Source organism: Streptomyces sp. NPDC104814, assembly GCF_055583185.1.
The window spans coordinates 1-20,853 of sequence record NZ_JBVJOL010000012.1 but is presented as its reverse complement, the minus strand read 5'-3'; the positions used below and the strand labels follow the sequence as shown (position 1 = coordinate 20,853).

Below are 20,853 nucleotides of genomic sequence, written 5' to 3'. Positions count from 1 at the left end.
CAGGGCCTCTCACGGCTTGCCTACTGCTTACCGCACAGCGAGACGACCTTCTGCTCTTCCTCCGAGAGGCTGGGGCCGGGGCTGGGATGGGCGGTGGGGGTCGGTGAGGTGGACGGGGTCTTCGTGCCCGGTTTTCCTGTGGCCGAAGGGGTCGGTGTGACCTTGGACGTGAAGGAGGCGGGAGTGGTTCCCCCCGTGGTGCCCCCGGCCTCGCCCTGGCCCGTCTTCGCGTTGTGCTCGTTCTCGGCGGCGTTGCGCTCGGCCTGCTTCTTGCAGGCGGAGGCCTGCACGGCGAGCTCGTCGACCTTCTTGCGGGCTCCGGCGAGGTCGCCCTCCGCGATCGTGTTCTTGACCTGCTTCTGCTGGTAGGGCGGCAGGTACTTGAGTTCGATCTCGGGGTGGTCCTTCTCCACCTTCGACAGCGACACCCACGCCAGGTCCTGGCTGATGCCGCGGTACAGCGCGACGTGCTCGTCGTTGGCGCCGACGTAGTACTGGGTCTGGGTCCAGCGCCAGCCGCCGTACAGGCCGCCGCCGATGACGGCCAGCGCCAGCACCGAGTACAGGGATCTCTTGATCCACCTGCGGCCCTTGCGCGGCTTGGCGAAGTCGTCCTCGTCCCAGTCGCCGAAGCTGCCGGCCGGGATGAAGCCGGTGGTGTCGCCCGAGCCGGGCGGGCCGAACTCACCGCCGCCGCCACCGGGCGCGGCGTGCCGGCCCAGACCGGAGGCGCGGCCGGCGGGCGTCTGCATGATGCCGTTGTCGTGGTGGTGGTGCTGGTTCTCGGCGACCGCGCCGACCACGACCGGGGTGTCGGACAGCTGCCCGGCGAGCGTGTCACCGGTGTCCAGGTCCAGCACGTCGGCGACGATCACCGTGATGTTGTCGGGGCCGCCGCCGCGCAGCGCCAGCTCGATCAGCTGCTGCACGGTCTCCTGCGGGCCCTGGTAGCTGGCGAGGGTGTCCTCCATCGTCTGGTGGGAGACGACTCCGGACAGCCCGTCGGAGCAGATCAGATAGCGGTCGCCGGCGCGCACCTCGCGGATCGACAGGTCCGGCTCGACGTGGTCGCCGCTGCCGAGGGCGCGCATCAGCAGCGAGCGCTGCGGGTGGGTGGTGGCCTCTTCCTCGGTGATCCGGCCCTCGTCGACCAGACGCTGCACCCAGGTGTGGTCCTGCGTGATCTGGGTGAGGACGCCGTCGCGCAGCAGATACGCGCGGGAGTCGCCGACGTGCACCAGGCCGAGGCGCTGGCCGGTCCACAGCAGGGCGGTGAGCGTGGTGCCCATGCCCTCCAGCGACGGGTCCTCCTCGACCATCTGCCGCAGCTGGTCGTTGGCGCGCTGCACGGCCGCGCCGAGCGCCGTGAGGATGTCGGAGCCGGGGATGTCGTCGTCGAGGGCGACGATGGTGGAGATCACCTCGGAGGAGGCGACCTCACCGGCCGCCTGGCCGCCCATGCCGTCGGCGATCGCGAGCAGCCGCGGACCGGCGTACCCGGAGTCCTCGTTGCCCTCGCGGATCATGCCTTTGTGCGATCCGGCGGCGAAGCGCAGTGACAGACTCATGCCCACCTCGCCCGTCGGCTCCGCATGCAGCCGGTCGTGTCGAGCCACACTGCCCACCCTCCGGTCGGGAGCGCGCCGGGGTCCGGGGTGTGAACCGCCGCTGCGTGCTCGCTCCGCTCGCGCTCATTCATGACGTAGCACTACTTCCGCAGCTCGATGACGGTCTTGCCGATGCGGATCGGCGCGCCCAGCGGGATCGGCGTCGGGGTCGTCAGCCGCGTCCGGTCGAGGTACGTGCCGTTGGTGGAGCCAAGATCCTCGACGATCCACTGACCGTTCTGGTCCGGGTAGATCCTGGCATGGCGGCTGGAGGCGTAGTCGTCGTCCAGCACGATCGTCGAGTCGTGCGCCCGGCCCAGGGTGATGGTCTGGCCCTGCAGCGCGACGGTGGTGCCGGTGAGCGTGCCCTCGGACACGACGAGTTTGGTGGGGGCGTTACGGCGCTGGCGGCCGCCGCTCTGCTGCTGGCGCTGCTGCGGCGGCGCCTGGCGCTGGGCCTGCTGGGTCCGGCCGGCGTCCCGCCGGGCGGCGCGCTGCGTGACGCGCGTACCGAACAGATCGCTGCGGATGACCTGCACGGCCACGATCACGAACAGCCACAGGACGGCCAGGAAACCCAGCCGCATGACCGTGAGGGTCAGCTCTGACATTGCCCCCGCTTCACCCTTCGGCTTGCCTATAGATAACGGTGGTGCTGCCCACGACGATCCGCGAGCCGTCGCGGAGCGTAGCGCGGGTGGTGTGCTGCCCGTCCACCACGATGCCGTTGGTGGATCCGAGATCCTGGATCGTCGAGGGCGTTCCGGTCCGGATCTCGCAGTGCCGGCGGCTCACGCCGGGGTCGTCGATCCGCACGTCGGCGTCGGTGCTGCGACCCAGCACCAGCGTCGGGCGGGAGATCTGGTGGCGGGTGCCGTTGATCTCGATCCAGTAGCGGGTGCGTCCGCCGGACGCCGGCGCGGCGGCCGGCGGCCGCTGGGGGCTCGCCGGCTGCGGATAGCCGTACCCGCCGGGGCGGGCGCCGGGCGGCGGGGCGGACGGCATGGGGGGCGCTCCGGCGGGCGCGGCGGGCGCGCCGTGCCCGGCCGGACGGCCGGGCTGCGGGTAGCCGTAGCCGCCCTGCTGCTGCCCGCCGGCCGCGGGCGCGCCGGGCGCCTGCTGGCTGGAGGACGAGGCGAGCGTGCGGCTGCGCACCCGGTACAGACCGGTGTCGAGATCGTCGGCCTTCTCCAGGTGGACCTTGATCGGGCCCATGAAGGTGTAGCGCTGCTGCTTGGCGTAGTCGCGCACCATCCCGGCGAGCTCGTCGCCGAGCTGCCCGGAGTAGGGGCTCAGCCGCTCGTAGTCCGGGGTGGAGAGCTCGACGATGAAGTCGTTGGGGACCACCGTGCGGTCGCGGTTCCAGATCGTCGCGTTGTTGTCGCACTCGCGCTGGAGCGCGCCGGCGATCTCCACGGGCTGGACCTCGGACTTGAAGACCTTGGCGAAGGTGCCGTTGACCAGACCTTCGAGACGCTGCTCGAACTTCTTCAGGACTCCCATGGGGCACCTCCTCCGTCGTTCCTGCCGTCCTGCTGCCCGCGGTGCGGGTACTGCCCTACCTGGTACTGCTTACTGATCGTATCCACGCGCCGGTCGATCGGCTGGTTCCCCCTGTCGGCCCGGTCGACTGGGTGTCGACACCTCGGTGTGTACCTGATGCCTCGTACCCCTTGCGGGGTACTTCTGCCCAGGATCGTAGAGGCGGCCGCAAACCAGTGTCCCGCACACCGCTGTGCGCTCCCTCCGCCTGAAGGGGGGACGGCCCCTACCGGTACGAGGTTGATACGTGCTGGGGGTGCGGCCGAGACGTGAGGGGCCCGTGGGGGCGGTGTCGCGGAGCGCGGGCCCGGCGGACGGTCGCGCGGGGGCGCGGGGCGGTTCTGCGGGCACGGTGTGCGGGGCGGTTCTGCGGGCGCGGGGCGCCGGGTGCGCTGCTCAGGGGCGTGGGCGGTGGCCCCGCTGCTCGCCGGGGCGGGGCCGGCGGGAAGGGATGTGAATCCACCCCGGGCGACGTGCTAATGTTCTGGGTGTCGGAAGGCGCCGGGCCGAAAGGAACGGAGCCGGAGGACACACCCAATGCGCGGGTGGCGGAATAGGCAGACGCGCTGGATTCAGGTTCCAGTGCCCGCAAGGGCGTGGGGGTTCAACTCCCCCCTCGCGCACAACAGGCGAGAGGCCGGTCGTTAAACGACCGGCCTCTCGTCGTATATGGGGCCGTACGTATCGGCCGTGGACCTCCGCTCTGTGAGGTCTGTGAGGAAGGTCTCAGGGGCTGTCGGGGCGACGGCCGGGTCGGGCCGGGTCGGCGGACCTGGGCGACGCTTCCGAAGCCGCCCCCCCGATGCACGCGGACGAGGCCCCCGCCCCCCTGTCTTCGCCGCCGAGGTCGTCATCGCCCCCTCTCCGCACCGGCGAGCCGTCCGCGGGCACGGGAATTCCGGCGCGGCCGGCTCCCGGAAAAGGCGCCCGGATATTTCGTCAACCCGCAGAACTCGGCCAATGGCCGAAAAGCACTGGCCATACTAAGGCCGCGTAAACAGTTCCCTTGTTTCGTTGACATTCCCGAGCGGCGCCCCACATGATCGACGGCGGTATCGACCACGAAGACCCAGGGGGAAGAAATGTCTTCGCAGTACCATGCCGGAATCGAAGAACTCTGCGATTCGCTCTCCGCGAAAAGCTACGACCTGCTTTCCGGGGACAAGGTCGCGGAACTTCTGCGCCGGCGTTCCGAAAACGCGCTGGACGATCTGGAGGACTTCCGCGAGAGCTGGAACAGGATGCCGCTCGACGGTTACATGGCCGACGGCGGCCGCTACCGGCGTCGCCGGCACGCCACACTGAGCGCGCCGAAGGGGGCCGCCGAGTACCGGGTGGAGGAGCACCGGCCGCACTACCAGACGGTGGACTTCAACAACCTCAACGGCGGTGTCGCCCGCCACTACGAGCCGTTCGAGGACGCCGCCCTGAAGGGCTCGACCATGGACAGCCTGGTCACGCTGGGCTGTGACATCTTCGGCCGGCTCGCGCCGTACTCGGCGTGGCACATCGAGGCCCACCAGTTCCGCATCGAGGTGGACGGGGAGGAGATCGGCAAGCCCACGCCGGAGGGGGTCCACCGGGACGGGGTCACGTTCGTGCTGATGGCCCTGATCAACCGGTCCAACGCGGGCGGCGGCGAGAGCACCATCTTCAACCTGGAGCAGGAGCCGCTGGAGAAGTTCACCCTCACCGACCCGCTGGACCTCGCGCTGGTCAACGACGAGCGCGTGTTCCACGGGGTGTCGCCGATCCAGCAGCTCGAAGCGGGCCGGCCCGCCTCCCGTGACGTGCTGGTGATCACCTACCGTCACAAGGCCGCCTGACGTCGGTGCTCGGGGGCGCCCGCGGCCCGGCCGCGGGCGCCCTCATCTCCGTCCTGCCGGTCTCTACCGGTCGAGTGAGAAAACGGGAACATGGGTCAGATCGTCGCCGTTGCCGTCATCACCGTGCTGGCTGTCATCAGCCCCGGCGCGGACTTCGCGATGACCGTCCGCAACAGTTATCTCTACGGTCGCCGCGCGGGAATCCTCGCGGCGGTCGGAATTTCACTCGGCGTCCTCGTCCACGTCACCTACACCATGGTCGGTGTGGGACTGCTCGTCTCCCGGACGCCGCTGCTTTTCACGGTGATGAAACTGGTCGGCGCGGCCTATCTGGTGTTCATCGGGTACAAGACGTTTGTCGCCAAGGCGCAGTTGCACATCGATCTGTCCGCCGACGGCACGTTGTCCCCGGCGGGAGCACTGCGCACCGGATTCCTGACGAATGCGCTGAACCCCAAGACGATGCTGTTCGTGCTCAGCACCTACACCCAGGTCGTCAGCGCCGACACCCCGGTCGCCCAGCAGATCGGATACGGCTTGTTCATGTCGGTCGCGCATCTGGTGTGGTTCGCCCTGGTGGCGTTGCTCTTCTCACAGCAGGACCTGCGGGCCCGGCTGCTGCGACGGCAGGCCGTCCTGAACAAGGTGATCGGGAGCGTGCTGGTCGGACTCGGGGTGGTGCTGGCCCTGACGCCGGCGGTGTCGTGAGGGGCCGACGCCGTTGCTTCGTGAGAGGTGACGGCGTCGGTGTCGTGGGGGGCCGACGCCGTCGGTTCCGTGCGAGGTGACGGCGTCGGTGTGGTGAGCGCGGGGCGTCAGTCCTGGGCGATCGTCTCGAGGCGGGGCCCGGCGATCGAGCGGTAGTCCGTCGTCGACAGGGCCAGGGAGCGGTCGAGGCGGGCGGCGTTGAAGAAGAACTCCGGGTGGGCCAGCAGCGCCGGGTCGACGATCAGCTCCAGCCGCTCGTCGAAGGAGAACGGCAGGATGGTGCCGCTCTGCGACCCGGCCAGTTCCTCGGCGATCTCGGGCGAGGCGAAGGAGGCGTAGGTGCCGCCGTACAGCGCCTTGATCGCGGTCAGGTCCACGCGCTTGTCGCCGGGGACGACGGCCAGAGCGAAGCGCTTCTCCTTCTTGCCGATCTTCACCATCACGATGATGCACTTGGCGGCCCGGTCCAGGTCGTGGCCGCGCAGCCGGCTGACCGCCTCGGTGGCGCCCTCGCTCTCGTGCTCGATCACCCGGTAGTCGGCCCCGTGCTCGTCGAGCAGGGCGATCAGCTTGTCGTAGGTGTCGTGCGAGGCCATGGGTTCCCCTCGGGCAAACGGCGGCTGCGTCGGGCGAGTTGACCATAACGTCCACGGGGTGGCCGAGTTGTCCACAACCGCCGGGTCGTCCCCAGGTCTGACGGGATTCGGCCACCGGCTGTACGGTCGGCACGCGTTGACGTTCGTACACGTTGGTGTTCGTCCAGTTGTGCTTCGTGCAGCCGTACTTCGTGCGGTGGATGTCGGGGGAGGCGGTCGCGGTGACCGAGAACGGTGCGGTGGTGTCCGAGGTGTCGGGGGCAACGGGTGGGGCGGTGGTGCCCGCGCAGGCGGAGGCGCCCGGCGGGGTCCGGCGGCTTCCCCGGGTGCGGGGTTTCGCCGAGTGGCCCGGGGCCGGCTCGCCGAAGGGCGAGGGCAAGGCGCTGCGCCGCCGGGTGCCGCGCCGGGCGCACGCCGAGCTGGATCTCGACGCCGGCCGCCCGGACGCGGTGAGCGCGGTGGAGGAGTCCAGCCAGGGGCGGCTGCCCGAGCTGACGCCGATCCGGGTCGGCCGGATGGCGGCCACGCCGTTCGCCTTCCTGCGCGGATCCGCCGGGCTGATGGCGTACGACCTCGCGCGGACGCCGCTGACCCGGATCACCGCGCAGATCTGCGGGGACGCGCACGCCGCGAACTTCGGTCTGTACGGCGACGCGCGCGGCGGGCTGGTCATCGATCTGAACGACTTCGACGAGACCGTGCCCGGCCCCTGGGAGTGGGACCTGAAGCGGCTCGCCGCTTCGCTGGTGCTCGCGGGGCGCGAAGCCGGCGCCGACGAGGACGTCTGCCGGCAGGCCGCGTTCGACGCGGTGGGCGCCTACCGGCGCACCATGCGCCTGCTGGCGAAGCTGCCGGTGCTGGACGCGTGGAACGCCATCGCCGACGAGGAACTCGTCTCCCACGCCGACGCCCACGACCTCCTCGGCACGCTGGAGCGCGTCTCGGAGAAGGCGCGGGCCAACACCAGCGGCCGTTTCGCGGCGAAGTCGACCGAGCCGGCCGAGGACGGCGGGCGCCGCTTCGTGCCCGCGCCGCCGGTGCTGCGGGCGATACCCGACGCCGAGGCGGCGGCGGTGGCCGCGTCGCTGGAGTCCTACCTCTCCACCCTCTCCGAGGACCGCCTGCCGCTGCTGGCCCGGCACGCGGTGCACGACGTCGCCTTCCGTGTCGTCGGTACGGGCAGCGTCGGCACGCGGTCGTATGTCGTGCTGCTCCTGGACCACCGGGGCGAACCGCTCGTGCTGCAGGTGAAGGAGGCCCGGCCGTCCGCGCTGGTGCCCCACCTGGCCACCGCCGGCTTCGAGGTGCCGGAGGTGGACCACGAGGGCCGCCGGGTGGTGCTCGGGCAGAAGCGCATGCAGGTCGTCAGCGACATCCTGCTGGGCTGGACGACGGTGCAGGGCCGCCCCTTCCAGGTCCGGCAGTTCCGCAACCGCAAGGGCAGCGTCGACCCGGCCGCCCTCGCCGCCGACCAGGTCGACGACTACGGCCGGATGACCGGCGCGCTGCTGGCCCGCGCCCACGCGCACAGCGCCGACCCGCGCCTGATCGCCGGCTACTGCGGCAAGAACGAGGAACTGGACGAGGCGATCGCCGCGTTCGCCCTCGCCTACGCGGACCGCACGGAGGCGGACCACGCGGACCTGCTGGCGGCGGTGAGGTCGGGGAGGATCGCGGCGGAGATGGGGGTCTGACGACGGAGAGGGCGACCGTGCCCCGCAGCCGCCGCCCTGCAAGTGCCGCACTCCAGACCGACGGCATGTGCCGTCGGTGCGGGGGACGGCCGCATGTGACGGCAGCCACAGTGCTCACAACCCAGTCATAAGCGGCACGGGCGCCCTCGGCATCGGCGCGGGCCCGGCGCAGCGCTTACGCTGGCCGGGTGACGACCCCGGAAGCTGAGCAGCCGCGGCCCGAGGAGCGGCTGGAGCGGGCCGTGCGGGCCGCCGAGCAGGCGCTGATCGAGTACGAGATCGCGGTGGAGACGTTCCGTGTGGAGGTCGAGAACTTCTCCCGCCTCCACCACGAGCGGCTCGGCCCGATGTACGCCCGTATCGAGGAGCTGGACGCCCGGATCGCCGAGGCCCGGGCAGAGCGCACCGGCGACCCCGAGGACCTGCGCCGCGCGCGGGAGCTGCGGGCCCGGCTGGAGCCGATCCCCGGTGTCGAGGACCTGATGCAGGGCTGGATGGACGACTCCGGGCTGTTCCCGGAGGCGGCCGCGATGCTCACCGAGCAGCAGGTCCGGCCGCCGCAGCGGGTGCGGCCCAGTGAGGAGGCCCGCCGGCTCTACCGGGAGCTGGCCCGCAAGGCGCACCCCGACCTGGCCCAGGAAGAGGGCGAGCGGGTGCGGCGCGAGGAGTTCATCACCCGGGTCAACGCCGCCTACGCCCGTGGTGACGAGACCGAGCTGCGGGAGCTGGCCGCGGAGTGGGCGGCCGGACCGGTGCCGCCGGAGCGGCGGCCCAGCCCCAGCGAGGAGCTGTACGCCCGCCTGGAGTGGCTCTCCCAGCGCAAGGAGCTGCTCACGGTGCTCCAGCGGGAACTGGAGGAGGGCGCGATCGGCTCCATGCTGCGCCTCGCCCCGGACGACCCCGACCAGCTGCTCGTGGAGATCGCCGGGCAGTTGCAGGCCGACATCACCGCCCGTGAGACGGAACTGGCGACGCTGGTCGGGCAGCAGCCGTAGGGCCGTCGGCCGCGTCGGGTAGCGTCGGGTGCATGAGTTTCGGAGCTGGTGTTCCTACGGTCGAGGTCAACGACGTCAAGGACGGCGACTTCCTGCTGGACGTCCGTGAGCACGACGAGTGGCAGGCGGGCCACGCCGAGGGCGCCCTGCACATCCCGATCAGCGAGTTCGTGGCCCGCTACGGCGAGCTGACCGAGGCGGCGCCGCAGGACGGCCGCGTCCACGTCATCTGCCGCTCGGGCAGCCGGTCCGCCCAGGTCACGATGTACCTGGCCCAGCAGGGCATCGACGCGGTGAACGTCGACGGCGGCATGCAGGTGTGGGCCGCCACCGGCCGCCCCGTGATCACCGACGAGGGCAAGCCCGGCCACGTGCTGTAGCAGCGGGGTTGCGTCCGCGGGCGACGTCGTGGGCGGAGGCCGACGGCGACAGACGCCGTCGGCAGGGGTAGGCCTGTCGTTGCCCTCAGCGGTCGAAGTCCAGCTCCACCTGTTCCGTCACCGGATGGGACTGGCAGGCCAGGACGTAGCCGGCCTCCGTCTCCTCCGGCTCCAGCGCGAAGTTGCGGTCCATGCGCACCTCACCGGAGACCAGGAAGGCCCGGCACGTCCCGCACACGCCGCCCTTGCAGGCGTAGGGCGCGTCGGGCCGGTTGCGCAGCACCGTCTCCAGCAGCGTCTCGCCCTCCTGGACCGGCCAGGTGCCGCCGCGTCCGTCGAGGCGGGCGGTGACCGCGCTGTGCGCCGGGGCGCCGGTGGCCGCCGTGGGGGAGGCGGCGTCCACGTGGAAGATCTCCTCGTGGATCCTGGCCCGGGCCACGTCCAGCTCGCGCAGCGCCCGCTCCGCCTGCTGCACCAGCCCGAACGGCCCGCACAGGAACCATCCCGCGACCTCGCCGACCGGCAGCAGCGCCGGCAGCAGCCCGGTCAGCCGCTCCTGGTCGAGCCGTCCGGACGGCAGACCCGCCTGCTGCTCCTCCCGGGACAGCACGGTCACCAGCTGCAGCCGGTCCGGGTAGCGGTCCTTCAGATCGGCGACCTCTTCGAGGAACATCGTCGAGGCGGACGTCCGGTCGCTGCGGACCAGGCAGAAACGGGCCCGGGGCTCACGCGCCAGCAGGGTGGCCGCGATCGACAGCACCGGGGTGATGCCGCTGCCGCCGACGATGGCCGCGTACAGCCCGGGCGCCGGGTCGAGGGTGAAGCGCCCCGCGGGGGTCATCACCTCCACCTCGTCGCCGACGTTGATCTCCTTCAGCGCGTAGGTGGAGAACGCCCCGCCCTCCACCAGCCGTACGCCGATCCGCAGCGTGTGCGGGCCCGGCCCGTCCGGTGCGGGCGCCGGGGAGCAGATGGAGTACGTCCGGCGTATCTCGGCGCCGTCGGCGATCCGGCGCAGGGCGAGGTGCTGCCCCGCCGCGTGCCGGAACTCCTCGCGCAGTTCCTCGGGGACGGCGAAGGTCAGCGCGACGGAGTCGTCGGTGAGCCGGTCGACCTCGGCCACGGGGAGCCGGTGGAAGCGGGCCATCACAACTCCTTGAAGTGGTCGAAGGGTTCGCGGCAGGCGAGGCAGCGGCGCAGCGCCTTGCACGCGGTGGAGGAGAAACGGCTGAGCAGCTCGGTGTCGGCGCTGCCGCAGTGGGGGCAGTGGACCGGGTCCGCTTCCTCGCCGCCCTGGGTTTCCTCACCGCCATGGGTGCGGGTCGGGCCCAGCGTGACGGTGACCGGCCCGGCCGCCCGCTGGGTGCGTGGCGGCGCGATGCCGAACTCCCGCAGCTTGCGCCGTCCTTCGTCGCTGATGTCGTCCGTCGACCAGGCCGGCGAGAGCACGGTGCGGACGGTGACCTCGCGCACGCCGTGCGCCTGCAGCGCCCGCTCTATGTCGGTGCTCATGGTCTCCAGCGCGGGACAGCCCGTGTACGTCGGGGTCAGCTCGACCTCGACCGCGTCCGAGCCGCGCATCCGCACCCCGCGCACGACCCCCAGCTCCTCCAGGGTGAGCACGGGCAGCTCGGGGTCGGGCACCGCACCGGCGATCTTGAGCAGCTCCGCCTCGAGCGGGGTGGTCGTCACCATGACGCCCCCGGGTGGCTGCGGTGCAGATGCTGCATCTCGGCGAGCATCCGGCCGAACGACTCGGTGTGCAGCCCCTGCCGGCCCGCTCCGGCCGTCCACGCCCCGGACTGCGGCCCCTGGGGCAGGGTCAGGGTCGCGCGGGCGAGCACGTCGGTGACCGAGGCGAGCCAGCTCTCGCGCAGTCGGTCCCGGTCCACGCCGTCCAGGCCCTCGACCGGCTGGAACATCTCGCCGGTGAACCGCCACAGCGTCTCGCAGGCCCGCTGCATCCGGGTGTGGCTCTCCTCGGTGCCGTCGCCGAGGCGCAGCGTCCACTGCTCGGCGTGGTCGCGGTGGTAGGCGGTCTCCTTGACGGCCTTCGCCGCGAGGGGAGCGAACGGGCCGTCTCCGCCGGCCAGTTGGCCGTACAGCAGGTGCTGGTAGGTGGAGAAGTACAGCTGCCGGGCGATGGTGTGCGCGAAGTCGCCGTTGGGCTGCTCGACCAGCTGGAGATTGGTGAAGGCGCGCTCCTCGCGCAGATAGGCCAGCTCGTCCTCGTCGCCCGCCATCGACAGCAGCACCCGGGCCTGGCCGAGCAGGTCGAGGGCGATGTTGGCGAGGGCGACCTCCTCCTCCAGCACGGGGGCGTGCCCCATCCACTCCCCGAGACGGTGGGAGAGCACCAGCGCGTCGTCGCCCAGTGCGAGGGCCGCCGTGGCGGGAACCGTCGTGGTCACAGGTGCTTCACCCCGTCCGGGATCTCGTAGAACGTCGGATGCCGGTACGGCTTGTCGGCGGCCGGCTCGAAGAAGGGGTCCTTCTCGTCGGGCGAGGACGCGGTGATCGCCGTGGAGGGGACCACCCAGATGGACACGCCCTCACCGCGCCGGGTGTACAGATCGCGGGCGTTGCGCAGGGCCAGCTCCGCGTCGGGCGCGTGCAGACTGCCGGCGTGGGTGTGGGAGAGGCCGCGGCGTGAGCGCACGAAGACCTCCCACAGTGGCCAGTCGGTGTTCGTCATGCCTGCTCCACTCCCCTGATGCCGGTGTGCGTCCCGGCGCTGGTGCCGGTGCCGGTGTGCTTCGCCGCGTGGGCCGCGGCCGCCTCGCGCACCCACGCGCCCTCCTCATGGGCGCGTCGGCGCTGGGTGATGCGCTGTTCGTTGCACGGGCCGTTGCCCTTGAGGACGTCCCGGAACTCCGACCAGTCGATCGGCCCGAAGTCGTGGTGACCGCGCTCCTCGTTCCACGTCAGCTCCGGGTCGGGGAGCGTCAGACCGAGGCTCTCGGCCTGCGGGACGCAGATGTCGACGAAGCGCTGGCGCAGCTCGTCGTTGGAGTGGCGCTTGATCTTCCAGGCCATGGACTGGGCCGAGTGCGCCGACTCGTCGTCGGGCGGGCCGAACATCATCAGCGACGGCCACCACCAGCGGTTCACCGCGTCCTGCGCCATCGCGTGCTGCTCCGGCGTGCCCTTGCTGAGGCTGAGCAGCAGCTCGTAGCCCTGGCGCTGGTGGAAGGACTCCTCCTTGCAGATCCGGACCATCGCGCGGGCGTACGGTCCGTAGGAGCAGCGGCAGAGCGGGACCTGGTTGGTGATCGCGGCGCCGTCCACCAGCCAGCCGATCGCGCCGACGTCCGCCCAGGTCAGCGTCGGGTAGTTGAAGATCGAGGAGTACTTCTGGCGGCCGGTGTGCAGCTTGTCGAGCAGTTCGTCGCGGCCGGTGCCGAGCGTCTCGGCCGCGCTGTACAGATACAGCCCGTGGCCGGCCTCGTCCTGGACCTTGGCCATCAGGATCGCCTTGCGGCGCAGCGAGGGTGCGCGCGTGATCCAGTTGGCCTCCGGCTGCATGCCGATGATCTCGGAGTGCGCGTGCTGCGCGATCTGCCGGACCAGCGTCGCGCGGTAGGCGTCCGGCATCCAGTCGCGCGGCTCGATGCGCTCGTCGGCGGCCACGGCGGCGTCGAAGGCGCGCTCGTACGCGGCCTCGGCGCCGTCCTGGACGCCGGGCGCCGTGGTGCGGCTCGTGTCGTGCGCGGCTGCTGTCGCCATGTGCTCCCCCTCGACCTTGGGTGCTGTCCCGGCTTGCTCCCGACCGATCGTTCGGTCCGTGCGATTCCATGGTGGGACGGGCGTCGTAAGGTGTCAACCGCTGTGGACAACCCGCGGCCCGCCCTGTGGAAAACCTCGCGCACGGGCGCGCCCGGCGTCGGGGGACGGACCGGCCGACGTTCCGCGATCCCGTCCGCGCCGTACCGGTGGGACCGCCGTGCGGGGTGGGGCTGTGCGGGGCCGCTGGGGCTGAGTACCGTTCCGTGCGGACGTCGCGCGGCCGTATCCGCCGCAGGCGCCGGTCCGGGTACCGCGGGCGGGCACAGCAGAGCCGGACATCAGGACATAGAAAGACGGGGCGGAATGGACACGTACGGCGCAAACGACGCGTACGGCGGCGGCGCGAGCGCGCCGCCGGGATCGGACGACCGCCCGGCGGACCGGGACCGGCCGCCCGCGCCGGAGGCGCCCCGGACCGAAGACGCGCAGACGCCGTCGTCCGTGCCGGACAGGTCCCAGGCCGGTGACGCGCGGACGCCGTCGGTGGCGGAGGCGGAGGCGGAGGCGGGACCGACCGGTGACGCCCTGCCGGCCGACGTACCCCCCGCGCCCCCGCGCACCGGCGTGGCCGCGCTCTCGCCCCGCTATCAGGTGGGGGCGGCGCTGGCGCTCGCCGTCGTCGCGGTCGCGGTGTGCGTGCAGATAGGCATGGTGTTCCTGCACGTCGCGCCCGCCAACACCCTCAGCCGCAAGCACGGCACGGCGGTCGACGAATGGATCTACCCCGAGTTCGAGCAGAACTGGAAGCTGTTCGCGCCCAACCCGCTGCAGCAGAACATCGCCGTCGAGGTGCGCGCCGAGATCCGCACCCGGGGCGGCGAGGTGCGCACCACCGGCTGGTACGGGCTGTCCGCGCAGGACGGCCGGGCCATCGAGCACAACCCGCTGCCCAGCCACACCCAGCAGAACGAGCTGCGCCGCGCCTGGGACTTCTTCACCGCCAGCCACACCGCCGACAACCGTCCCGTGGGGCTGCGCGGCACGCTCTCCGAGGCGTATCTGCGCCGTATCGCGCTGCTGCGCCTGGACCGGTCGGACGCGGCCGGTGCCGGCGGCGCCGTGGAGCGCGTGCAGTTCCGTTCCCGTACGACCGCCGTGGCCCCGCCCCCGTGGAGCAGTGAGAAGGTCTCCCAGAAGCCGATGTTCCGGGTGCTGCCCTGGTGGACGGTGGCGCAGGACGACACCCCTGGAGATGCCCGGTGAACCGCCTCGCCCTGTCCGTGTCCGGCGGGATCGCCCGCGTCACCGAAGCCGCCCTCGGCCCCTACCAGAGCGCGCTCGTCCGGATCGGCTTCGCCTCCACCTGGCTGCTGTTCCTGCTGCGGGAGTTCCCCCACCGCGCCGAGCTGTACGGCCCCGACGGCCCGTGGAGCTGGGACATGGCCCAGCAGCTGATCGGTACCAACGGCGCGTTCACCGTGCTGATGTGGTCCGACAGCCGGCTCTGGTTCGAGATCGTCTACGCCCTCGCCGTGGTCGCCTCCGCGCTGCTGGCCCTCGGCTGGCGCACCCGGACCATGTCGCTGCTGTTCATGGTCGGCGTGCTGTCGCTGCAGAACCGCAGCGTCTTCATGGGTGACGGCGGCGACAACGTGCTGCACCTGATGTCGATCTACCTCGTGTTCACGCGCTGCGGCCAGGTGTGGTCGCTGGATGCGCGCCGGGAGCGGCGGGCCGAGCGGGCACACGCGCGTGGGGAGCGGGTGGCGGACCGTGTGGGCCCCGCGCTGTGGGCGGTGCTCGGCGTGGTGCTGGTCATGGCGAGCGCGGGCGGCCGGTTCGGCTCGCAGGAGTGGGAGATACCGGCCCTGCTGTGGGCGGCCTGGCTGGCGCACGGTCTGCGGTGGCTCGTCGGGGGGCGCTCGCGCGGCGGTGAACCGCGCGTCCTGCTCGACGTGATCGCCAACCTGCTGCACAACGGCGCCCTCGTGGTGATCATGGCCGAGGCGTGTCTGATCTACGCCACGGCCGGCTGGTACAAGATCCAGGGATCGCGCTGGCAGGACGGCACGGCCGTGTACTACCCGCTGCACCTGGACTACTTCACGCCCTGGCCGTGGCTCGCCGATCTGATGTCCTCCAGCGGCACGATGATGCTGATCGTGACCTACGGGACCGTGATCGTGCAGGTCGCCTTCCCGTTCACCCTGTTCAACCGGCGGGTGAAGAACGTGCTGCTGGCCGCCATGATGACCGAGCACGCCGTGATCGCCGTCGTCCTCGGGCTGCCGTTCTTCTCGCTCGCGATGATCGTCGCGGACTCCGTCTTCCTGCCCACGTCGTTCCTGCGCCGCCTGGGGAAGGCGGCGGCACGCGCGCGTGTCCGTGCGCTCGGGCGCGGGACGAACGCCGAGCTGCCCCGGCCGCGCAGCCCGGAGGGCGCCGAGCAGCCGCACGTAGGCTCTACGGCATGACCGATCCCCTGGCCGACTGGCGGCGGCTGGCCGACTCGGCGGTGCTGCTCGACGGCTTCCACGCCCTCAAGCACGCCGTGCGCTTCGGCGCCGAGGTCCCGGTGGCGGTCACCACCGGACGCGGCGCCGCGCTCGCGCTCGCCGACGAGCTGGCCCCGGACGTGCGGCAGACGCTGCAGGAGCTGCTGACCGAGGTGCCGGAGGCGACGTACGCCTCCCTGGTGCCGCGTCCGCACCCCACGGGCGTGGCCGCGCTGGCCGTGCGGCCGCCGCGGGACGCGCAGCTGCGGACGCTGGCGCACCTGCCCCGCCGGGCGCCGGTCGTCGTGCTGGACAACCCACGCAACCTGGGCAACGCCGGGGCCGTGATCCGGCTGGCCGCCGGGTTCGGGGCGACCGGGGTGGTCACCACCGGCACCCTGGACCCCTGGCATCCCACGGTGGTGCGCGGCGGAGCGGGGCTGCACTTCGCGACCGCCGTCGAGCGGCTGGACGTCGAGGAACTGCCGCCCGGTCCGGTGTTCGCGCTGGACCCAGAGGGCGAGGACATCCGGGGCGTGAAGCTCCCCGATGACGCCGTCCTCGCCTTCGGCTCCGAGCGCAGCGGGCTGTCCGCCGCGCTGCGCGCGCGTACGGACCATCTGCTGGCGCTGCCGATGCGCCCCCAGGTCTCCAGCTACAACCTGGCCACCAGCGTGGCCATGACGCTGTACCACTGGAGCGCCACGGGGGGCGTGCCCCGCTAGCGTGCGCCTCGCCGGGCGTGCGCTTGCCGGGCGTGCGCCTTGCCGGATCTGTGTCGGGTGTGCCCCGGGCCCCGGGGCACACCCACCGGGCCTACGCCTCCCGGCGCACCTCGACCACGCGGAAGCGGTTCGCGACGAACGCGCCGTCGGTCAGCGCCGCGTTGGCGGCGGGATTGCCGCCCGAGCCGTGGAAGTCGGAGAAGGCCGCCGTCTGGTTCACGTACACCCCGCCGGTGAGGTTGAACGACAGCTGTGCCGCCTCCTCCAGGCAGACCTCCTCGATCTGCCCCGCGGCCTCGCTGTCGGTGGTGTACGCCCCGACGGTCATCGCGCCCTTCTCGCGCACCGTGCGCCGCAGCAGTTCCACGGCGTCGGTGAGCGAGTCGACGGCGACGGCGAAGGAGACCGGCCCGAAGCACTCGCTCATGTAGGCGGCCTCGTCGTCCGGCTTGGCGCCGTCCAGCTTGACGATCACCGGGGTGCGCACGACCGCGCCGGGGAACTCGGGGTTGGTGATCTCACGGGAGGCCAGGGCGACCTCGCCGAGGCCGGCCGCGGCCTCCAGACGTGCCTTGACGTCGGGGTTCACGATCGCGCCGAGCAGGGCGTTCGCCCGGGCGTCGTCACCGAGCAGGCCGTCCACCGCCTGCGCGAGATCGGCGACCACCTCGTCGTAGGACTTCGGGCCCGCGTCCGTGTGGATGCCCTCGCGCGGGATGAGGAGGTTCTGCGGGGTGGTGCACATCTGGCCGCTGTACAGGGACAGCGAGAACGCCAGGTTGGCGAGCATCCCCTTGTAGTCGTCCGTGGAGTGGACGATCACCGTGTTGACGCCGGCCTTCTCGGTGTACACCTGGGCCTGGCGGGCGTGGGTCTCCAGCCAGTCGCCGAAGGACGTCGAACCGGTGTAGTCGATGATCCGGATCTCCGGGCGCGTGGCGAGCGTCTTGGCGATGCCCTCGCCGGGCCGCTCGGCGGCCAGCGCCACCAGGTTGGCGTCGAAGCCGGCCTCGGTGAGCACCTGGCGCGCGATCTGCACGGTGAGCGCCAGCGGCAGCACCGCGCGCGGGTGCGGCTTGACCAGCACGGCGTTGCCGGTGGCCAGGGACGCGAACAGGCCCGGGAAGCCGTTCCAGGTCGGGAAGGTGTTGCAGCCGATGACCAGGCCGATGCCGCGCGGGACCGGCGTGAACTCCTTGGTGAGCGCCAGCGGGTCGCGCTTGCCCTGCGGCTTGGACCACTCGGCGGCCTCGGGCGTGCGCGTCTGCTCCGCGTACGCGTAGGCCACCGCCTCCAGGCCGCGGTCCTGGGCGTGCGGGCCGCCCGCCTGGAACGCCATCATGAACGCCTGGCCGGAGGTGTGCATGACCGCGTGCGCGAACTCGTGCGTCCGGTCGCTGATCCGCTTGAGGATCTCCACGCAGACCGCCGCGCGCAGCTGCGGACCCGCGTCCCGCCAGGCGCGCTGCCCGGCCTTCATCGCCGGCAGCAGCACGTCGAGGTCGGCGTGCGGGTACGTCACGCCCAGTTCGATGCCGTACGGGGAGATCTCGCCGCCGACCCAGTCGTCGGTGCCGGGCTGGTCGAGGTCGAGGCGGCTGCCCAGCAGGGCGTCGAAGGCGGCCTTGCCCGCCACCGCGTCCAGGCTGCCGTGCTCCTCGCCGTAGGCCTTGGGGTGCTCGGGGTGCGGGGACCAGTACGCGCGCGTGCGGATGGCCTCGAGCGCCTGGTCGAGGGTGGGCCGGTGCCTGGCGATCAGGTCGTGTGCGGTCAGTTCGGCGGCCATGCGGGACCAACTCCTGTCTCGAGAACTCTTCGTCGAGTTCATGACCTGGGCGAAACCATGGGCGGGAACAGCTGGACAGAGTTAGAGTAACCGAACGATCGGTCGGGACAAGGGGGCCTGCCGCATCTGTGGACAACCCCGTGCGGGAGGATCGCGCACATGACAGCACTCGACCTCAGCAGCCCCGTGGCCGTCGTCGGCACCGGCACCATGGGCCAGGGCATCGCCCAGGTCGCGCTGGTGGCGGGCCACCCTGTGCGGCTGTACGACGCCGTGCCGGAACGCGCCCGTCACGCGGCCGAAGCGATCGGCGCCCGCCTCGACCGGCTCGTCGAGAAGGACCGTCTGAGCGCCGCCGCCCGCGACGCGGCCCGTGCCCGGCTCACGCCCGCCGACACCCTCGCCGACCTGGCCGGCTGCGCGCTCGTCGTCGAGGCCGTCCTGGAGCGGCTGGACGTCAAACAGCAGCTGTTCCGGGACCTGGAGGACATCGTCGGCGAGGACTGCCTGCTCGCCACCAACACCTCCTCCCTGTCCGTCACCGCGATCGGCGGCGCGCTGCGCCAGCCCGGCCGATTCGTCGGCCTGCACTTCTTCAACCCCGCCCCCCTGCTGCCCCTGGTCGAGGTCGTCTCCGGTTACGCCACCGACGTCACCTACGCCACGCGCGCGTACGAGACCGCACGGGCCTGGGGCAAGACTCCCGTGGCCTGCGCCGACACCCCCGGCTTCATCGTCAACCGCATCGCGCGGCCCTTCTACGCCGAGGCCTTCGCCGTCCTGGAGTACCAGGGCGCGGACCCGGCCACCATCGACGCCGTCCTGCGCGAGTCGGGCGGCTTCAAGATGGGTGCCTTCGAACTGACCGACCTGATCGGACAGGACGTCAACGAGTCGGTGACGCAGTCGGTGTGGCAGTCCTTCTTCCAGGACGTGCGCTTCACCCCCTCCCTCGCCCAGCGCCGCCTGGTGGAGTCCGGCCGGCTCGGCCGCAAGAGCGGCCAGGGCTGGTACGACTACCGGGAGGGCGCCGAGCGGCCCGAACCGCACACCGCCGAGCCGCACAAGGCGCCCGCCTACGTCGTCGCCGAGGGCGACCTGGGCCCGGCCTCCGAACTGCTCGCGCTGATCCGCGAGGCGGGCATCCAGGTCCGTGAGGAGGACGAGGACAACGGCACGCGCCTGGTGCTGCCGAGCGGCGGCCAGCTCGCCCTCGCCGACGGCCAGACCTCCGTGGAGTTCCGTGACGTCGTCTACTTCGACCTCGCCCTGGACTACCGCAGGGCCGGCCGCATCGCCCTGTCAGCCTCCCAGGACACCTCCGCCCAGACCCTCGCCGAGGCGACCGGGCTCTTCCAGGCGCTCGGCAAGAAGGTCAGCCTCATCGGCGACGTCCCCGGCATGATCGTCGCCCGCACGGTCGCCCGGATCGTCGACCTCGCGCACGACGCCGTCGCCAAGGGCGTGGCCACCGAGGAGGACATCGACACCGCGATGCGCCTGGGCGTCAACTACCCGCTCGGCCCCTTCGAATGGAGCCGCAGGCTCGGCCGTGACTGGGCCTACGCCCTCCTCGACGACCTGCACCTGCGCGACCCGTCGGGCCGCTACGCCCCGTCCCTCGCGCTCTACCGGCACGCGCACGCCTCCGACAAGCGTGAGGGGACCTCGTCATGACCGCCTGCCAGAAGCGGGAGGGCACCCCGTGACCACCGCCAAGCGCGACACGTACACGCCGGAGACACTGCTGTCCGTGGCCGTGCGCGTCTTCAACGAGCGCGGCTACGACGGCACCTCCATGGAGCATCTGTCCAAAGCCGCCGGCATCTCCAAGTCGTCGATCTACCACCACGTCGCCGGCAAGGAGGAGCTGCTGCGGCGCGCGGTGAGCCGGGCGCTGGACGGGCTGTTCGCGATCCTCGACGAGGAGCACGCGTGCGTGGGGCGCGCCGCGGACCGGCTGGAGTACGTCGTGCGGCGCATGGTCGAGGTGCTCATCGCCGAACTGCCGTACGTGACGCTGCTGCTGCGGGTGCGCGGCAACACCGCCACCGAGCGGTGGGCGCTGGAGCGGCGCCGCGAGTTCGACCACCGGGTCGCCGAACTGCTCAAGGCGGCGGCCGCGGACGGCGAGGTGCGCGGCGACGTGGAGGTGCGGCTCGCCACCCGGCTGGTCTTCGGAATGATCAACTCCATCGTGGAGTGGTACCGGCCCGACGGCCGCGGCATGAGCGAACGGGAAGTCGCCGAGGCGGTCGTGGTGCTGGTCTTCGGCGGGCTGCGGCAGAGCTGACCGCCGGGAGCGCTGACGGGCCGGCTGAGTACGCGCGCGTGCGGGGGTGAGTAGGCGACCGGATGTACCGGGCCGGTGGTGGTGATGGGGTGGGCCGCATGTCCGACGACGACCTGCGGCCGCCCGCCCCTCATCCCACCTGGTGGCGGGCGCCTCTCGTGGCCTCCCTGTGCGGCCTGCCGTTCCTGGTGCTGGAGTACCGCTGGTTCCGGTCCGAGGACGGCATCGGCGCGTTCGGCGGGATCTTCTACTGGGCGGCCGGCCTGCTCGCGCTCTCCTGGGCGCTCCCGCACCAGCGCTCCCTGCGCACGCCGCGCATGGTGGCCGCCGGCGCCGGGCTCGGGTGCGTGCTGCTGCCCATGCTGCTCGCGCTGATGCTGGGGCTGGCCCTAGGCCGTGTCCGCAAAGTGGTGCGCTCGTTGGTCTGTTCGTGGTGCGTCGTCATGAGCTGACCGATGAGTCGTGGGCGGTGATCGAGCC

General features: G+C 71.9%; 21 protein-coding genes and 1 tRNA gene. 12 read left to right on the top strand and 10 right to left on the bottom strand.

All coding sequences use genetic code 11. The features are described from left to right. Positions 1–20: 20 nt before the first annotated feature. From ACZ64A_RS31280 to ACZ64A_RS31270, 3 genes are all read right to left on the bottom strand, one after another. Complete coding sequence (locus ACZ64A_RS31280; protein WP_469815170.1) at positions 21–1,568, bottom strand: Stp1/IreP family PP2C-type Ser/Thr phosphatase; 1,548 nt, start codon at positions 1,566–1,568, stop codon at positions 21–23. Between the two features lie 140 nt (positions 1,569–1,708). Then, on the bottom strand, positions 1,709–2,218 hold the full coding sequence (locus tag ACZ64A_RS31275; RefSeq protein ID WP_469815168.1) for an FHA domain-containing protein FhaB/FipA: 510 nt from the start codon (positions 2,216–2,218) through the stop codon (positions 1,709–1,711). Between the two features lie 10 nt (positions 2,219–2,228). Beyond that, a complete protein-coding gene (locus ACZ64A_RS31270) occupies positions 2,229–3,110 on the bottom strand; it encodes an FhaA domain-containing protein (RefSeq protein ID WP_469815166.1) in 882 nt (293 codons plus the stop codon). 578 nt (positions 3,111–3,688) lie between these two features. Between ACZ64A_RS31270 and ACZ64A_RS31265 the strand changes: the two genes are divergently transcribed. The 3 genes from ACZ64A_RS31265 (at position 3,689) to ACZ64A_RS31255 (ending at position 5,683) form a co-directional block, all read left to right on the top strand. Continuing rightward, a tRNA-Leu gene (locus ACZ64A_RS31265) sits at positions 3,689–3,772 on the top strand. A 459-nt stretch (positions 3,773–4,231) separates the two neighbouring features. Next, positions 4,232–4,975 (top strand): 2OG-Fe dioxygenase family protein, encoded by a 744-nt coding sequence (locus tag ACZ64A_RS31260; protein WP_469815165.1) that lies wholly within the window; start codon positions 4,232–4,234, stop codon positions 4,973–4,975. 90 nt (positions 4,976–5,065) lie between these two features. Then, entirely contained in the window at positions 5,066–5,683 is a 618-nt protein-coding gene (locus tag ACZ64A_RS31255) for a LysE family translocator (RefSeq protein ID WP_469815164.1), read from the top strand. A gap of 107 nt (positions 5,684–5,790) precedes the next feature. Here the strand turns inward: ACZ64A_RS31255 and ACZ64A_RS31250 are convergent, their stop codons facing one another. Continuing rightward, on the bottom strand, positions 5,791–6,279 hold the full coding sequence (locus tag ACZ64A_RS31250; protein WP_469815162.1) for a YbaK/EbsC family protein: 489 nt from the start codon (positions 6,277–6,279) through the stop codon (positions 5,791–5,793). A gap of 200 nt (positions 6,280–6,479) precedes the next feature. Between ACZ64A_RS31250 and ACZ64A_RS31245 the strand changes: the two genes are divergently transcribed. The 3 genes from ACZ64A_RS31245 to ACZ64A_RS31235 all read left to right on the top strand — a co-directional run bounded on the left by ACZ64A_RS31245 (position 6,480) and on the right by ACZ64A_RS31235 (position 9,348). Beyond that, entirely contained in the window at positions 6,480–7,973 is a 1,494-nt protein-coding gene (locus ACZ64A_RS31245; RefSeq protein WP_469815458.1) for a DUF2252 domain-containing protein, read from the top strand. Positions 7,974–8,161: 188 nt separating this feature from the next. After that, positions 8,162–8,968: a hypothetical protein gene (locus ACZ64A_RS31240; protein ID WP_469815161.1), complete on the top strand. Its 807-nt coding sequence runs from the start codon at positions 8,162–8,164 to the stop codon at positions 8,966–8,968. A 32-nt stretch (positions 8,969–9,000) separates the two neighbouring features. Then, on the top strand, positions 9,001–9,348 hold the full coding sequence (locus ACZ64A_RS31235; protein WP_469815160.1) for a rhodanese-like domain-containing protein: 348 nt from the start codon (positions 9,001–9,003) through the stop codon (positions 9,346–9,348). 85 nt (positions 9,349–9,433) lie between these two features. Here ACZ64A_RS31235 and ACZ64A_RS31230 read toward each other — a convergent pair whose 3' ends face one another. Genes ACZ64A_RS31230 through paaA form a run of 5 tightly spaced genes read right to left on the bottom strand, consistent with a single transcriptional unit; the run spans position 9,434 to position 13,074 of the window. Further along, positions 9,434–10,495, bottom strand: a complete 1,062-nt coding sequence (locus ACZ64A_RS31230) for a 2Fe-2S iron-sulfur cluster-binding protein (RefSeq protein WP_469815159.1) — start codon at positions 10,493–10,495, stop codon at positions 9,434–9,436. Beyond that, entirely contained in the window at positions 10,495–11,043 is a 549-nt protein-coding gene (gene paaD, locus ACZ64A_RS31225) for a 1,2-phenylacetyl-CoA epoxidase subunit PaaD (protein ID WP_469815158.1), read from the bottom strand. Before paaD ends, ACZ64A_RS31230 begins: the two co-directional genes overlap by 1 nt. Next, positions 11,037–11,759 (bottom strand): 1,2-phenylacetyl-CoA epoxidase subunit PaaC, encoded by a 723-nt coding sequence (gene paaC / locus ACZ64A_RS31220; RefSeq protein WP_469815157.1) that lies wholly within the window; start codon positions 11,757–11,759, stop codon positions 11,037–11,039. The genes paaD and paaC overlap by 7 nt, the downstream gene beginning before the upstream one ends. Beyond that, complete coding sequence (gene paaB, locus ACZ64A_RS31215) at positions 11,756–12,043, bottom strand: 1,2-phenylacetyl-CoA epoxidase subunit PaaB (protein WP_329337005.1); 288 nt, start codon at positions 12,041–12,043, stop codon at positions 11,756–11,758. The genes paaC and paaB overlap by 4 nt, the downstream gene beginning before the upstream one ends. Continuing rightward, on the bottom strand, positions 12,040–13,074 hold the full coding sequence (gene paaA / locus ACZ64A_RS31210) for a 1,2-phenylacetyl-CoA epoxidase subunit PaaA (protein ID WP_469815155.1): 1,035 nt from the start codon (positions 13,072–13,074) through the stop codon (positions 12,040–12,042). The genes paaB and paaA overlap by 4 nt, the downstream gene beginning before the upstream one ends. Before the next feature lie 363 nt (positions 13,075–13,437). Between paaA and ACZ64A_RS31205 the strand changes: the two genes are divergently transcribed. From ACZ64A_RS31205 to ACZ64A_RS31195, 3 genes are read left to right on the top strand one after another with little or no spacing between them, the layout of a single operon-like run. Continuing rightward, positions 13,438–14,337 carry a DUF5819 family protein gene (locus ACZ64A_RS31205; RefSeq protein ID WP_469815154.1) on the top strand — a complete coding sequence of 300 codons (900 nt, stop codon included), beginning with the start codon at positions 13,438–13,440 and terminating at the stop codon, positions 14,335–14,337. Next, entirely contained in the window at positions 14,334–15,548 is a 1,215-nt protein-coding gene (locus ACZ64A_RS31200; RefSeq protein ID WP_469815153.1) for an HTTM domain-containing protein, read from the top strand. The genes ACZ64A_RS31205 and ACZ64A_RS31200 overlap by 4 nt, the downstream gene beginning before the upstream one ends. Continuing rightward, positions 15,545–16,294, top strand: coding sequence for a TrmH family RNA methyltransferase (locus tag ACZ64A_RS31195; protein ID WP_469815151.1), 750 nt, complete (start codon positions 15,545–15,547; stop codon positions 16,292–16,294). The genes ACZ64A_RS31200 and ACZ64A_RS31195 overlap by 4 nt, the downstream gene beginning before the upstream one ends. A gap of 91 nt (positions 16,295–16,385) precedes the next feature. On the opposite strand, the gene paaN is transcribed toward ACZ64A_RS31195, so the two are convergent. Next, positions 16,386–18,080, bottom strand: a complete 1,695-nt coding sequence (paaN, locus tag ACZ64A_RS31190; protein ID WP_469815150.1) for a phenylacetic acid degradation protein PaaN — start codon at positions 18,078–18,080, stop codon at positions 16,386–16,388. A gap of 159 nt (positions 18,081–18,239) precedes the next feature. On the opposite strand from paaN, the gene ACZ64A_RS31185 reads away from it, so the two are divergent. The 3 genes from ACZ64A_RS31185 to ACZ64A_RS31175 all read left to right on the top strand — a co-directional run bounded on the left by ACZ64A_RS31185 (position 18,240) and on the right by ACZ64A_RS31175 (position 20,825). Then, the gene (locus tag ACZ64A_RS31185; protein WP_469815148.1) at positions 18,240–19,757 is read left to right on the top strand and encodes a 3-hydroxyacyl-CoA dehydrogenase; all 1,518 of its coding nucleotides are present in this window, start codon (positions 18,240–18,242) and stop codon (positions 19,755–19,757) included. A gap of 28 nt (positions 19,758–19,785) precedes the next feature. Beyond that, complete coding sequence (locus tag ACZ64A_RS31180; RefSeq protein WP_469815147.1) at positions 19,786–20,373, top strand: TetR/AcrR family transcriptional regulator; 588 nt, start codon at positions 19,786–19,788, stop codon at positions 20,371–20,373. A 98-nt stretch (positions 20,374–20,471) separates the two neighbouring features. Further along, complete coding sequence (locus tag ACZ64A_RS31175; protein WP_469815474.1) at positions 20,472–20,825, top strand: hypothetical protein; 354 nt, start codon at positions 20,472–20,474, stop codon at positions 20,823–20,825. The last annotated feature ends 28 nt before the right edge of the window (positions 20,826–20,853 follow it).

Coding starts and splice junctions, on each gene's coding strand:
- ACZ64A_RS31280 (WP_469815170.1), bottom strand. CDS start 1,568: ATGAGTCTGTCACTGCGCTTCGCCGCCGGATCGCACAAAGGCATGATC.
- ACZ64A_RS31275 (WP_469815168.1), bottom strand. CDS start 2,218: ATGTCAGAGCTGACCCTCACGGTCATGCGGCTGGGTTTCCTGGCCGTC.
- ACZ64A_RS31270 (WP_469815166.1), bottom strand. CDS start 3,110: ATGGGAGTCCTGAAGAAGTTCGAGCAGCGTCTCGAAGGTCTGGTCAAC.
- ACZ64A_RS31260 (WP_469815165.1), top strand. CDS start 4,232: ATGTCTTCGCAGTACCATGCCGGAATCGAAGAACTCTGCGATTCGCTC.
- ACZ64A_RS31255 (WP_469815164.1), top strand. CDS start 5,066: ATGGGTCAGATCGTCGCCGTTGCCGTCATCACCGTGCTGGCTGTCATC.
- ACZ64A_RS31250 (WP_469815162.1), bottom strand. CDS start 6,279: ATGGCCTCGCACGACACCTACGACAAGCTGATCGCCCTGCTCGACGAG.
- ACZ64A_RS31245 (WP_469815458.1), top strand. CDS start 6,480: ATGTCGGGGGAGGCGGTCGCGGTGACCGAGAACGGTGCGGTGGTGTCC.
- ACZ64A_RS31235 (WP_469815160.1), top strand. CDS start 9,001: ATGAGTTTCGGAGCTGGTGTTCCTACGGTCGAGGTCAACGACGTCAAG.
- ACZ64A_RS31230 (WP_469815159.1), bottom strand. CDS start 10,495: ATGGCCCGCTTCCACCGGCTCCCCGTGGCCGAGGTCGACCGGCTCACC.
- paaD (WP_469815158.1), bottom strand. CDS start 11,043: ATGGTGACGACCACCCCGCTCGAGGCGGAGCTGCTCAAGATCGCCGGT.
- paaB (WP_329337005.1), bottom strand. CDS start 12,043: ATGACGAACACCGACTGGCCACTGTGGGAGGTCTTCGTGCGCTCACGC.
- paaA (WP_469815155.1), bottom strand. CDS start 13,074: ATGGCGACAGCAGCCGCGCACGACACGAGCCGCACCACGGCGCCCGGC.
- ACZ64A_RS31205 (WP_469815154.1), top strand. CDS start 13,438: ATGGACACGTACGGCGCAAACGACGCGTACGGCGGCGGCGCGAGCGCG.
- ACZ64A_RS31195 (WP_469815151.1), top strand. CDS start 15,545: ATGACCGATCCCCTGGCCGACTGGCGGCGGCTGGCCGACTCGGCGGTG.
- paaN (WP_469815150.1), bottom strand. CDS start 18,080: ATGGCCGCCGAACTGACCGCACACGACCTGATCGCCAGGCACCGGCCC.
- ACZ64A_RS31185 (WP_469815148.1), top strand. CDS start 18,240: ATGACAGCACTCGACCTCAGCAGCCCCGTGGCCGTCGTCGGCACCGGC.
- ACZ64A_RS31175 (WP_469815474.1), top strand. CDS start 20,472: ATGTCCGACGACGACCTGCGGCCGCCCGCCCCTCATCCCACCTGGTGG.